13 protein-coding genes are annotated in these 13,280 nt (G+C 41.0%); 3 read left to right on the top strand and 10 right to left on the bottom strand.

Features of this window, described 5'->3' with window-relative positions:
- Positions 1–55 precede the first annotated feature (55 nt).
- From PGLA_RS12410 to PGLA_RS12370, 9 genes are all read right to left on the bottom strand, one after another.
- Positions 56–778, bottom strand: a complete 723-nt coding sequence (locus PGLA_RS12410; protein ID WP_068533131.1) for a class I SAM-dependent methyltransferase — start codon at positions 776–778, stop codon at positions 56–58.
- A 245-nt stretch (positions 779–1,023) separates the two neighbouring features.
- Entirely contained in the window at positions 1,024–1,563 is a 540-nt protein-coding gene (locus tag PGLA_RS12405) for a nitroreductase family protein (RefSeq protein ID WP_068533130.1), read from the bottom strand.
- A 295-nt stretch (positions 1,564–1,858) separates the two neighbouring features.
- A complete protein-coding gene (locus tag PGLA_RS12400) occupies positions 1,859–2,179 on the bottom strand; it encodes an AzlD domain-containing protein (RefSeq protein ID WP_068533128.1) in 321 nt (106 codons plus the stop codon).
- Positions 2,155–2,889 carry an AzlC family ABC transporter permease gene (locus PGLA_RS12395; protein WP_068533126.1) on the bottom strand — a complete coding sequence of 245 codons (735 nt, stop codon included), beginning with the start codon at positions 2,887–2,889 and terminating at the stop codon, positions 2,155–2,157. The genes PGLA_RS12400 and PGLA_RS12395 overlap by 25 nt, the downstream gene beginning before the upstream one ends.
- 115 nt (positions 2,890–3,004) lie before the next feature.
- Positions 3,005–3,913, bottom strand: a complete 909-nt coding sequence (locus PGLA_RS12390) for an aldo/keto reductase (RefSeq protein WP_068533124.1) — start codon at positions 3,911–3,913, stop codon at positions 3,005–3,007.
- A 28-nt stretch (positions 3,914–3,941) separates the two neighbouring features.
- A complete protein-coding gene (locus tag PGLA_RS12385) occupies positions 3,942–5,186 on the bottom strand; it encodes a DUF445 domain-containing protein (RefSeq protein ID WP_068533122.1) in 1,245 nt (414 codons plus the stop codon).
- A gap of 130 nt (positions 5,187–5,316) precedes the next feature.
- Complete coding sequence (locus PGLA_RS12380; RefSeq protein ID WP_068533120.1) at positions 5,317–5,577, bottom strand: metal-sensitive transcriptional regulator; 261 nt, start codon at positions 5,575–5,577, stop codon at positions 5,317–5,319.
- A gap of 21 nt (positions 5,578–5,598) precedes the next feature.
- Positions 5,599–5,976 (bottom strand): rhodanese-like domain-containing protein, encoded by a 378-nt coding sequence (locus PGLA_RS12375; protein WP_068533118.1) that lies wholly within the window; start codon positions 5,974–5,976, stop codon positions 5,599–5,601.
- Positions 5,977–6,108: 132 nt separating this feature from the next.
- Positions 6,109–6,414, bottom strand: a complete 306-nt coding sequence (locus PGLA_RS12370) for a hypothetical protein (RefSeq protein WP_068533116.1) — start codon at positions 6,412–6,414, stop codon at positions 6,109–6,111.
- 286 nt (positions 6,415–6,700) lie between these two features.
- Between PGLA_RS12370 and PGLA_RS12365 the strand changes: the two genes are divergently transcribed.
- From PGLA_RS12365 to PGLA_RS12355, 3 genes are read left to right on the top strand one after another with little or no spacing between them, the layout of a single operon-like run.
- A complete protein-coding gene (locus PGLA_RS12365; RefSeq protein WP_068533115.1) occupies positions 6,701–7,933 on the top strand; it encodes an aminopeptidase in 1,233 nt (410 codons plus the stop codon).
- 36 nt (positions 7,934–7,969) lie between these two features.
- Positions 7,970–9,202: an aminopeptidase gene (locus PGLA_RS12360; protein ID WP_068533113.1), complete on the top strand. Its 1,233-nt coding sequence runs from the start codon at positions 7,970–7,972 to the stop codon at positions 9,200–9,202.
- Positions 9,203–9,244: 42 nt separating this feature from the next.
- The gene (locus PGLA_RS12355; protein ID WP_425415376.1) at positions 9,245–10,009 is read left to right on the top strand and encodes an SDR family NAD(P)-dependent oxidoreductase; all 765 of its coding nucleotides are present in this window, start codon (positions 9,245–9,247) and stop codon (positions 10,007–10,009) included.
- 159 nt (positions 10,010–10,168) lie between these two features.
- On the opposite strand, the gene PGLA_RS12350 is transcribed toward PGLA_RS12355, so the two are convergent.
- Positions 10,169–13,183, bottom strand: a complete 3,015-nt coding sequence (locus PGLA_RS12350) for an efflux RND transporter permease subunit (RefSeq protein ID WP_068533111.1) — start codon at positions 13,181–13,183, stop codon at positions 10,169–10,171.
- Positions 13,184–13,280: the final 97 nt, after the last annotated feature.

The following is a 13,280-nucleotide window of genomic DNA, read 5'->3' as shown; positions in this document are numbered from 1 at the left end:
CACACACAAAAATACCGACTGGATTTACCCAATCAGCATTTCATGTATTCATATCCTACATTTCTTTAATCTTCTGCACAGCAAATGTGATCGACTGACTACGAAACTGCGTTGGTGTATCATATTTCTCCTCATCGACCGAACGAATTACGTTTTGTTGTTCGAGTACATTCCAACCATGATACACTCTTTCAAAAATAGTAACGGCCTTATCCTTCGGTAGATTCAGCTCGATCAATGTATCTAACTCACGACCAGTATCTCGTTCCACTTCCTGGATCTCCGTGTTCAGGATAATACAGTGTATCCCACCCATGCGGGTACCTTGCTTCATTCGTTCGAGAACCTGTAAGAACGCCACCTCAGAGGAGAGGTGTTCGAGGCATCCGCATGCCACAATATAGTCGTAATGTTCTTTCGATATATCCGCGTGTTCAACATCAACTTCCTTAGCTTGAATGACATCCGAAACACCGTATTTATCGGCATTGGCACGTAGCTTATCGATGGCTTCAGATAGTAAATCTAACCCTAGCACCTTACTTGCCGTCTCTTGAAGTCGCAGCGCAATGGGAATCGTGTTGCGACCGGCACCACAACCTAGATCCAGAACGTTTAGATGATCCTTATGTACCAACAGCCGATCTAGAAGTTCCATGACCACCTGGTTGGGCTTGGACAACCACGTTCCGGGTTCTAATATCTCATAATCACTGTACAACTCGTTATGATAGATGGCTTCGGCTTTACGAGCCTCTTCAAAATCCGCTTGATTCAAAACATCACCTCTTCTTGGATTCCAATGACTTCACAATTATTCCATAGCCATATTATTGTTCTATTTAACCCGTTCTTATTCTTTGAACTAGATACTCTTTCTGACACATTAAAAAAACCTACGAAACAGATGATTGCGAGGATGACACTCACGCTCTCATTTATTCCATAGGTTCGCTTCATTCATCTCAAATCTTATGCTCGCACGTAAGACTAATTAGTTACAAAGGTATATTTAATATAAGCTTATGCTTGGTCAATCACTGTGATTAGATCGGTTGCTGGAATTCTTGGTTGAGCATTTGGAACTTGACTCGCGTATCCTACATGAAGACTACCCACGACTCTTTCGCCAGGTTGAATTCCTAATGCATCTCGGTACGCTGCTTCATGCATGTGACCATAACTTTTCCATATCATACCTAAGCCTTGTTCCCAAGCAAGTAAGCTCAAATTCTGGATGATACAACTCGCAGAGGAATAATCCTCTTCACGAATACCGATAACAGGATTTTCCTTAATGACTACAGCAATAAACATGGGAACATCCATCATTTTATTATAGTAATTCACATTAAATGAAGCATCCCCAGGTTTTCCTTTTAATTCAGCAATACGCTTACGTGCTTCCCCATGGACAATTACGAACCGCCATGGTTGTGTCATTCTATGGTTAGGGACCCATACAGCCGTGTCCAATAGTTCCTTTACAAGATCTAGTGAAACCTCGCGTTCCTCAAATATTTGAATAGATCTTCTTTCTTTAATCAATTGTGTTAATTCCATGGGATGATCCTCCTCTTATTTACGATGCTATGTAAGAATAATATAAATGTTATGACTATTGTCATTGCAAATGATAATCTTTATCAATAACTATTAGTTTAAATTGTGTGTACCTCATTGTCAACAGTACTGTATTAAATTATTCTTTAAATGAGATCACTTAACCTATTTGAGGATAATGAAGCAAGAATGGACCGCCTGAAAGTAGGCGGTCCATTCTCTTATTTCCATCTAAAATATACTACTATTGAATCGGCAATCTCTTGAGTGGAGGGAGGATGATCCCTAAATCCACTTAAAACAACCATCTAAGTAACATCATAGATACCAGTCCTACGATCACAGTTCCAAGTAAGCTACGAGTGAATATGGCAACTGCAAATGTGGGAAGTGCAGCTAACCACTCAAGTTGCTTGAATGCAAAATTCCCATTTGCAATAAACAACTCTTGAGCAATTAATGCCGCCATGACTGCAACCGGGATATGTTGTAACCAACGAATTAGACCATTAGGAAGTTGAAACCGACTGAGTACAACTAATGGGAGTACGCGAGGAATTAACGTTACAAGGGCAGAACCCATTATTATAATTAAGATGTTCCATCTGATGTCCATTTCTGAATGACAGCTCCTATCGTTGAACTAATTACGGCCGCAATGATAACTCCCATACTTCCGCTAAATATATAACTGGCGCCAATCACGATCAATACAGAGCTCAATGCTACGATCATAGGAACCAATACCTTTTTACTACTATGAAGTTGAAGTACAAGTAACCCAATAAACATTGCCGGTAAGGCAAAATCAAGTCCATACACTTCCGGATGAGGAATCCACTTTCCAAGCAACCCTCCTGCTATCGTTGCTAGTAGCCAGTTCAGATATGCAGTAATATTAAGTCCCAACATCCAACGATACCCCAATTTCTTACCACTCGCTACATGATTCATGGCCACTCCGAATGTCTCATCCGTCAATTGAGAGCCGATGACTAGATTCTTCCAAGAAGATAACCCTTTGAGATGCGGAGCAACGGCTGCGCTTAGTAAAAGATGTCGTATATTAATAAAGAAGATCGTAAAAATAATAGCCGAAATAGGTGAACTGGCAGCGATCATACCCGCCGCGATAAATTGACCTGATCCAGCGTAGAGCAAAGCACTCATTAATGCAATTTCGCTCACGCTCATACCCGAGGTGTTTCCCACTACACCAGCGGCAAACCCTATGCTCAAGTAACCGAGAAGCGTAGGGACACAATCCTTTACACCTTGAATAAAGCTGTCATCTTGTGTGTCTATACGTTGATGATTTAATTCCATTGATCTCAACCTTTGTCTTATACTTTTTACATAGTTTACGGTTTATTAGTCGTACTGACAACATTAAAAAAAGCCTGCACAGGGCAAGCTTCTGATAATAACGATCTTTCGAACTTTAGCGATATTCTGCGTAATGATAGGCTTTACTGAACTCACGAATGATTGCTATCTCTTCTTCTGTTAGTGGTGTTACATCACCCGCAGCTATATTGTGAAGAAGCTGGTCTAGGGAACTTGCCCCAGGAATTGTAACCGCCACTGCGGGGTCAGACAACACATATCTAAGCGCAATCTGAGCCATGCTTCTATCTTCATGAACGAATGATTGTAGTTCTGCTCGTATCTTTTGTAATTCTTCTGCTTTGTGGTCCAGATAACCCTTTTCTGTTTTCTGGTCACCTCGATTGGATAGAATCCCTTTAGCTACAGGGCCACGTACAATCATACTAATGTCATTCGTAGCTAATGTTGGTAATATCTCTTCTTCTGGACGTCGATCTAGAATGCTATATTGGCTCATAACACTGACAATGTTAGATCTTGAGACATACTCTCTAACAACATTTTGACGAATAGATGAAATGCCATAATAACGGATGAGGCCCTCTTTCTTCAATTGTTCGAAGGCTTCTATCGTCTCATCGATCGGATCTTGCATTGTCCCACCGTGGAGTTGATACAGATCAATATAATCTGTCCGAAGACGTGTTAAGCTCTCTTTGACAGCTGTAATAATGTGCTTTTTAGATGCATCCCATGTCATACCCTCTTGACTAGGGATCAGGCGATTGCCTACCTTTGTTGCAAGAATCACATCATGACGACGACCTTTGATCGCTTTTCCTACGATGACTTCATTTCGACCATCATCATAGATATCGGCTGTATCAAGGAAGTTAACATCTCTCTCTAAAGCTTCATGAACTAATCGGATAGCTGAAGATTCTTCCGTTCCAAGGGACATACACCCAAGTCCAATTTCACTTACGATTAAATCAGATGATCCTAATTTTGATTTCTTCAACGAAGGTTCCTCCTATACACGGTATTTGTTAAACAACCATATGTAGCACAGTAAGTAGGATTCCGATAATGAAACCACATATAGCACCATTAACGCGGATCCATTGTAAGTCATTACCCACTTTATCCTCTAACATTTGTACAAGTGTTTGATCATCCATTTGATCTAAGTTGTCTTTGACCAATAGACCGAGTCTATAATAATTCGTCTCCACAATATTCCCTATAAGTGACAATATACCTTGCTCCCACTTCTGTACCAATTGTTCTTGTTTACTAAGTGAGGAAGTAATCCAACGGAATGCGGTTAAGATGAGCCGACCACCATTGTCATATTCACTATTTAATTTATGTAGCAGTTGACCACGCAGCTCTTCTAATTGATTCAAAATGAATACTTGTGTACTTGGATTCGTTAGTTTTGTATCCAACCACGATTTAATTTGAAGTGTTACATTTGGATTCAAGGCAGCCGTCGTAAGTTGCATTCGTATTTCTTGCAGAATACGCTCCCTATTCTCACTATCTGGCTTCGCTATATCATCAATAGAAGAAATCATCATGCCTGTAAGTAATGAACCTAACTTCTCCTCACTCATAAATCCTAGAAATGCCTGAACGGCGAACCCTTTCATGCCACCAAGCTGTATCTCTTGTAGTTTGCTGTGCACCAAATTCCCTAGCATTACTTCACTTTCGGGTTTAGATGCCCACTTCTTCCCATAGTCCAAGGCATAATCTAACACCTTCTCGTCATATTGGCTTTCCACGATGGAAACGGCTGTCTGAGCTACAATGGGCTCTAATTCTTTGTTTCTAACATAACCTGCAAGAATACGCTGAAGAGAAATGGCCACTTTATCAAGAGGCATCGTCTCAACAATTGATTTTACGGAAGAAATCATCGTCTTTCTAAGCTCACGTTTGCGAATGAGTTTAAAAATACCGGAAGCAAGCGCCTTGAATATTTTAGATTGACTCAATTTACGTTTAATACTCTCTTTATTTAGAAGTTCGGTTTCCATAGCGGAAATTAATGAATTAATAATTTTATCTCGGTTGCTCAGAAGTAGAGACGTATGAGGAATTGGAATACCCATAGGATGGCGGAATAAAGCCGTTACCGCGAACCAATCGGCGAATCCCCCAACGAGCCCAGCTTCAAATCCACCTTGGAGTAATCGAACAGCAATATTTTGTGGCATAAATAACGTTAATAAAAAACCAATCCCCATCACGATTAAGGAAGAGCTTGCTATGTACTTTGTTCTCATGATTGATCATCCCCCTGTATACATTGTGTCGAATAAAGAATTAAAAAACAGGAAGTCAGTTGACCCCTGCTCTTCTAAAGTTGATATTTTCATAAGAAAATATCATTCATATCATTTATCATTCATGACATTAACGACTTTTAATAAGCAACTGCACAGCCGATTGAATGCGTTCGCGTGAATCTGTTCCCTTTTCCATATCTTCTAATATACAGTGCTCAAGATTCGTCGCCACAATGTAAGCAATGGCTGTATCAGATGCGTTACGAACCGCAGATAATTGGGAGACGACTTCTTTACAGTCTTTCCCTTCGTCCATCATTTTTAACACACCTCGAATTTGTCCTTCTAATCTTTTCAAGCGGCGTGTAATGTTCTCATCATAGTTCATTTGTTTATCCTCCTATCGGTACTACAAGCACATGTGATGTTCATTCTCGTAGCAAGATGAGACTGGTATAATACAGATATAAATATGTTGAAAGCCTTTTTTCTTTAAAATACGAGCTGCTTTTTTGCTCCTTCTATTGTTCTTACCCATAATAATAACGGAATGTTCAGGAGCCAAGTCTACATTAGCTACAAAAGGCAGTCTGCCAAGCGATATATTAACACTTCCTGGTACATGACCTGCTTGGTAATCTAACGCATCTCTTATATCAAGCAACTTAAAGGTTGAATCCTTGTTTGTTAAGGTGTCGCACGGAATTTCATGCAACTCTTCTGTTGGCCACACGTTTCGAATAACTAACACGATTCCTATAAAAATAACAACACTGACCCACCACATAGTCTTATCTCCCATCTAACAAATATTACACTGAAAAGCATACCCCCACAGGTATTATAAGATGAGGTTAAACAACTGTCAAACAAAACAACCGTGCATTTACACGGTTGTTACGTGGTGTACGTTATTTATTTATGAATCGACGTCTTCTGAATCATCTTGTTCAGAATCTGCTGGGTACATGGTATCAAGTGCTGCATCTAACAAGTGGTCAAATAATGTTTCGTCTTCGATAAGAAGTGTATCTACTCTAAACAATTCTTCTTCATTACCAGGTTCTTTGGCGAAATTAATGCTGTAATCCCAATTCGTTCCTCTCTTACTGTGGAACGTAACTTCGAATAAATCCTTACTCTCATCTAGACTAAATGACGCATGACCAATATAATGATCATCTTCATCTTTCTTCATATCTACATTTTCAATATGTACTTTCATTGATTGTGATCTCCTTTAACCTTAAATATATTTAATAGTATACCATCTTCTTCATCTTTATAGAATGTACTAAAGACAGGAGTCTAAACTTTAAAATATAAGAAAGTATAAGTTTCACTTCATACTCTATTCCTTATATTTCGGCTAAAACGAGTGCCGTTCTTGAAAAAGGACGGAATAGCCGTTTCTACTTGGTTCATTGTATGTATACATGTTCGTTTTCATTATCGTTTCCAATTTAGTACAATATACAATGAAGTTACTAATTTTACTTGGAGGAATACATATGACAGATTTCCAACAACAGTTGATCAAATATGCCGATTTGGCTGTGAGAATCGGAGTAAACGTACACCCGGGTCAAACACTCGTTGTAAATGCTCCCATTTCTTCTGCTGAATTCGTGAGATTGATTGTAAAACAAGCTTATGAAGCTGGTGCTAAATTCGTTAAAGTGAACTGGAGCGATGAAGTTGTAACTCGTCTTCAATATGAATTGGCCGCTGAAGAAGCCTTTACAATTCCACCAACATGGTATGCAGGTGAGATTATAGAACTCGTAGAGAATGGTGCAGCTGTTCTGTCGGTCCTAGCGGAGAACCCAGATCTTCTGAAAGGCATTCCTCAGACAAGAATTGCAACTGCTCAAAAAACAAGAGGTCAAGCATTAAAGAAATATCGTGAGTATGTACAGTCAGATAAATTCAGTTGGAGTATAGTAGCTGTTCCATCGGTTGAATGGGCAGCAGCAGTATTCCCAGACCTTGCTCCGAATGAACAGGTTCAAAAACTATGGGAAGCTATATTCCATACCGTTCGTGTGGATCAAGAGAATCCGGTAGAAGCATGGCACACGCATTTGGAAACCTTGTCTACCAAATCATCCATTCTCAATGCCAAGAAATATAAAAAACTTCACTACATAGCTCCAGGTACTGACCTGACCATTGAACTGCCTGTTGGTCATATCTGGGCAGCGGGTGAAAGTACTGATGAACAAGGTCATCGTTTCGTAGCCAATATGCCAACAGAAGAAGTCTTCACAGCACCATTAAAAACAGGTGTAAATGGTACGGTAAGCAGTACGAAGCCTCTTAGTTATGGAGGTAATATTATTGATAACTTCTCCATCACTTTTGAGAACGGACGCATTGTTAGTGTAACTGCTGAGCAAGGTCAAGAGACACTTGAACATCTTGTTGCGATGGATGAAGGCTCACATTATCTCGGTGAAGTTGCTCTTGTTCCTCATCAATCCCCTATCTCGGAATCAAACATTCTCTACTACAATACTTTGTTTGATGAGAATGCATCGAACCATCTAGCGATCGGTAGTGCTTATGCGTTCTGTCTTGAGGGTGGCAAGGATATGACACAGGAACAGCTGTCCGAACGTGGTTTGAATACTAGCGTGGCACATGTGGATTTCATGATTGGATCCTCACAAATGGATATTAACGGAATTACCGAAAATGGACAGGAAGAACCGGTGTTCCGCAACGGGAACTGGGCACTTTAATATTACAATAAAAATACACAATGGAGGAATTATAACATGCTTAGTTTTGAACAGAAATTAGAGAATTATGCTACTTTAGCCATCCAAATTGGCGTCAATATCCAACCAGGACAGACACTTGTTGTCAACGCCATGATTGATTCAGCGCAACTTGTACAACTTATCGTACGGAAAGCCTATGAAGCGGGTGCTAAGCTCGTAAAAGTGAATTATACGGATGAAGCTGTGTCACGGATGCGTTACGACCATGCATCTGACGAATCTTTTCTTGAAGCTCCAACATGGTTTGCTGGAGAAATGATTGAACTTGCTGAGAATGGTGCCGCGTTCCTTACAGTTATTTCTTCAAGTCCGGATCTCTTAAAAGGCGTAGATCCTGAGCGGATCGCAAACCATCAACGAACTTATGGCCAAGCGATGGCCAAGTATCGTCAATATCAACAAGCCGATAAGGTGAGCTGGAACGGACTAGCTGCTCCCTCTCCGGATTGGGCAGCCAAAGTATTCCCTGATGCAGCACCTGAAGATCAGGTGAACATGCTTTGGGATGCTATTTTTGCAGCAGTACGTGCTGATCAACCAGACCCAATTCAAGCTTGGCATGACCATATCGACAAGTTGCAAGTCAAGTCAGATGAACTCAACAACAAGAAATTCCACAGTCTTCATTTCATTGCTCCAGGTACAGATCTAACAGTTGAATTGCCAGTTGGTCATATCTGGGCTCAAGCAGGTAGCGTAAATGAACAAGGAACGACATTCGTAGCTAACATCCCTACGGAAGAGGTCTTCACAGCTCCACTAAAGAATGGAGCAAACGGTAAAGTTAGTAGCACTAAACCACTGAGCTATGGTGGTAATATTATTGATCGATTCACACTCACTTTCGAGAATGGTCGCATTATCAATTTTACCGCAGAAGAAGGTTATGAAACACTTGAGCGCTTAGTGAATATGGATGAAGGATCGCATTATTTAGGAGAAGTTGCTTTGGTGCCGTTCTACTCTCCTATTTCCCAAAGTAATATTTTGTATTATACAACTCTTTTCGATGAGAATGCCTCTTGTCATTTAGCTATTGGTAGTTCATATGCATTTAACCTGGAGGGCGGAAAGACGATGACTTCTGAAGAACTTGCTGCCAAAGGAATGAATCAGAGTATTGCTCACGTTGACTTCATGATGGGATCATCAGAAATGAACATCTACGGTTTAACTCATGATGGTGCTAAAATTCAAATCTTCTCCGAAGGTAACTGGGCATTTTAATAGCTTGACGCATTGATCACCATTGGGAGAGGGGTTAATGATATGTTGAATGTGGATTTAACAGGAAAAACAGCTCTAATCACAGGTGCTACAGGACAACTTGGAAGAGTAATGGCACGTACGTTAGGCGAGTGTGGCGCAAATATCATTATTCATTATCATGGCAACGAAGGTAAAGCGAACGAGCTGAAACAAGAGATTGAGTCTCTTGGTAGACGGTCTATGATCGTTCGTGCAGATATTACCCAATTCGATGAGATTATGAGCATGAAAGATCGTGTACTCGAACAATTCGATGCTGTTGACATTGTAATAGCCAATGCTGTTATTCAATATGAATGGAAGTCTGTCCTCGAACAACCCATTGAGGATTATAGTAGTCAGGTCGATTCATGTGTCATGCAAAGTGTGTTCTTGGCTAAAACATTCGTTCCATCTATGATTGAACGTAAGGCTGGACGAATTATCGGGATTAATTCAGAGTGCTCGATGCAGAATGCTCCTGGGCAATCGGCTTATGTAGCGGGTAAAAGGGGTATGGATGGTGTTTATCGTGTGCTAGCCAAAGAAATCGGGGAACATCAGATTACCGTCAACCAAATTGCTCCAGGATGGACAATTAGTGAGAATGACAGACTCAATAACACGGAAGTCAGTGAAGGCTATTCACAGACCGTACCCTTGAGACGTCGTGGTAGTGATCAAGAAATAGCCAATGTAGTAGCATTTATTGCATCTGATCTAGCAAGTTTTATCACAGGAGCGTACATCCCCGTTAGCGGTGGAAATGTGATGCCTGCGATTTAATTGAAATAGTGCCAGTATTAGTGATTTATGGTCCGATTGCATTATGAATAGTGAGAACATAAAAAGCTGAGTTCTCCCATATGGGGGACTCAGCCTTTTATTGTGTTTCATATTATACTCTCGAAGCCTACATAAAGAATCAATTTTAAATTTGATTCTTTATAAGCTCGCTGCGTTAGTTGCCGAATCAACCTTCCCTTTACGTTGTTTAGCAGACTTACGGAAGTAGAATAGTTCATAAATTACAGGTATGACGATCAATGTCAGGACGGTTGCGGCTGTTAAGCCTCCGATCACGACAATTGCTAGACTTTGTGATACGATACTGCCCTCTTCTGAATGACCAAATACGAGCGGTAGCATAGCACATATTGTGGCAATAGCTGTCATTAATATTGGGCGCATCCGTGTTAATGCTGCTTCGATAATGGCTTCACGAACGGTCATATACTGCTCATTATGTTTAATCCGGTCAATGAGGACAATAGCATTCGTTACGACGATACCAATGAGCATCAGCGCACCGAACATGGCTGTGAAGTCAGGTGTTACGCCTGATACAAGCAGTCCAACAATCGCTCCAATCGCCGCTAACGGAAGCGAGAACATAATCGCAAGCGGTGCACGTAACGTCTTGAACGTAAGCACCATGATCAGATATACCAATCCAATCGAGATCAACGCAGTCATCCCCAAGTCACCGAAATCATCTGATTGGTCAACAGAAGCACCACCAGCTATTACATGTACGCCATCGGGAACTTTGATTGAATCAATTTCCTTTTTGATATTGGCACCAATCTCAGATACCAACTTTGGATCTATTGCTGCAGTAATTCGTAAGTATTTCTTCCCTTCTTTGTGATAGATCATAGCTGGTTCGTTACGTACTTCAAGTGACGCAAGCTTGGATAATGGTACTGGTCCATTAGCAGTCATTAACATCATGCCGCTTAGGTCTTGCTCTGTTTTAGGTTGAACCGCAGGTTCCAATACGACTGCCGTTGAGACATGATCTATTTCAATTTGCCCAATCGGAACGGGGTTAAGCATAGCACCTACTTGCATTGCGATTTCTTGACCATTGGCCGCAAGTGGATCAACTTTGAATGCAAATACTGGTTTTGTATCATCACCGCTACTGGTGACCTTTTCTACTCCATCCACCGTTTGTAACTTAGCCTTAACTTCCTTCGCAACAGATGAGATTGCTGTTATATCATCACCTACAATATCAACATATTCAGTAGTTGAACCAGAACCCATGATGCTAGTCTCATTAGCTGTCACAGTTGCTCCATCATAGTTTTGCTTTTGTGCACGAACTTGTTCCATGAACACTTGTGCATCAGCGTTTTCCTTCATCATAACGGTAAAGTTAACCTCTGCGAGTGAGGATACATTTCCCCACTGTGCCATATCAGCACTATTTCCGTATTGAAGCAGCACGGTATCAGCCTGATCTTGTTTCATCATAAATTCTTCAAGTTTCTTACCATTCTCAAGAACCTCTTTAACGGGAACATCATTCGGATATGATAATTTCACCGCGACATAACCCGCATCGGATGCATCTAGAGCGCCCTTGGGCATAAATACATATGCTCCAATGGATGCTACGAATACGAAGCATGCAATAGAAAGAGTTACCCATTTGTGACGAAGGTTCCACTGTAGAAACAATCCAAACTTTTTAGAAGGTTTATCTTCTTTAAGCCGAGAATCCCGAAGTAACCATGAACTTAGTAAAGGAACCACGGTCAGTGCGACTACCAACGATGTAAGTAGTGAATACGTTATCGTTAACGCAAAAGGTAGAAGGAAAGCCTGCAGTCCACCTCTTAGTAGTCCCATCGGTAGAAACACGGCAACTGTAGCAATCGTAGAAGAAGTAATGGCCTGAGCTACTTCTTTGGTTGCATTAATCACCATCTCAACAGAGAAGGGTTCCTTTTGCATTCTACGGTAAATATTTTCAATGACTACAATACTATCATCCACCAGACGGCCTACTGCTACAGCAACGCCCCCTAGTGTAATAATGTTCAGGGTCACACCAGATACTTTCAGCAAATACAAGGTTACCGCTAGGGACAGCGGAATGGATATTACTGTAACTAACGTCGCACGTAAATTACGCAGGAACAATAAAATGATGATGGTCGCAAACAACGCCCCCATGAGAACTTCACGCATCATACTGTTAACCGAGTCAACAACCATGTCCGAAGTGCTAAATACGACAGCTACATTTGCATTTGTTACTATGTTATTAATATTATCAACGACTTCCTGCACTTTATTGCCGACGTCCACTGCATTGGCATTCGCTTCTTTAGTTACCACAGCGAATAGTACATCCTTACCGTTGGATCGACTAATACTCTCACGATCTTGTTTCAGCTCTACCGTTGCTATATCTTGGAGTGTAACACCTTCCATTACCGGAAGTTTCTTCAACGTATCGATACTATCAATCTTAGATATAACGTTTACGTTACCGCTTTGTCCGCCAAGCGTTTGTTCTCCGACGGAAGCAGATACGTTACGACCTTTGAGTACACTCATCAGTTGTGAGAATGTGACTCCCTTTTGTGCCATCTTCGATTCGTCTGCACGAACGTTGATCTGTGAATTCGGTCTTCCATAAAGCCCAACATTCGATAGACCCTTTATATTTTGTAACTCATGGAGTATCGTTGTTTCCGCAATTTCCAGATTATCCTCAGTCAAGCCTTCATCAAATGAAACCGTGATTTGAGAAATGGGTATCATGGAAGTATTCAATTGAAGCACGAAGGGTCTCATCACACCTTCAGGGAACTGCAATTGATCCACTGCTTTTTGAACCTCTTGTGAGGCCTCTTTCATATTCGTCTTAGAGTCATAATAAATATCGATCTTCGCATAACCTTCTCCTGAAGTGGAGAGTATCTCTTTCTTCCCTTTCACAACACCGACAGCACTTTCAATCGGTTTAGTAACGTTACTCTCCATAGATCCGGCGTTCTGCCCCGGTCCCATGACCATAACACTAACCTGCGGATTATCCGCCTCAGGCATGAATTCCATCGGTAGTGTCGTGTAACTAATCACCCCAACTACAAGCGCCATAACAATCAGTAATCCTACGGCCGCTTTATTTGCAAACGACCACTTTGTTAACCATGACATTTTTTCAATCCCCTTTTCAAAAATATGGTATCTCCTATGTACTTTGTTAAATATAGATGTTTTAGAAGTGACCAACAACAGACGCGAGACGGGTTGT

Source organism: Paenibacillus glacialis (assembly GCF_001637205.1).
GTDB lineage: Bacteria > Bacillota > Bacilli > Paenibacillales > Paenibacillaceae > Paenibacillus_AQ > Paenibacillus_AQ glacialis.
This window is presented reverse-complemented; position numbering and strand designations above follow the sequence as displayed.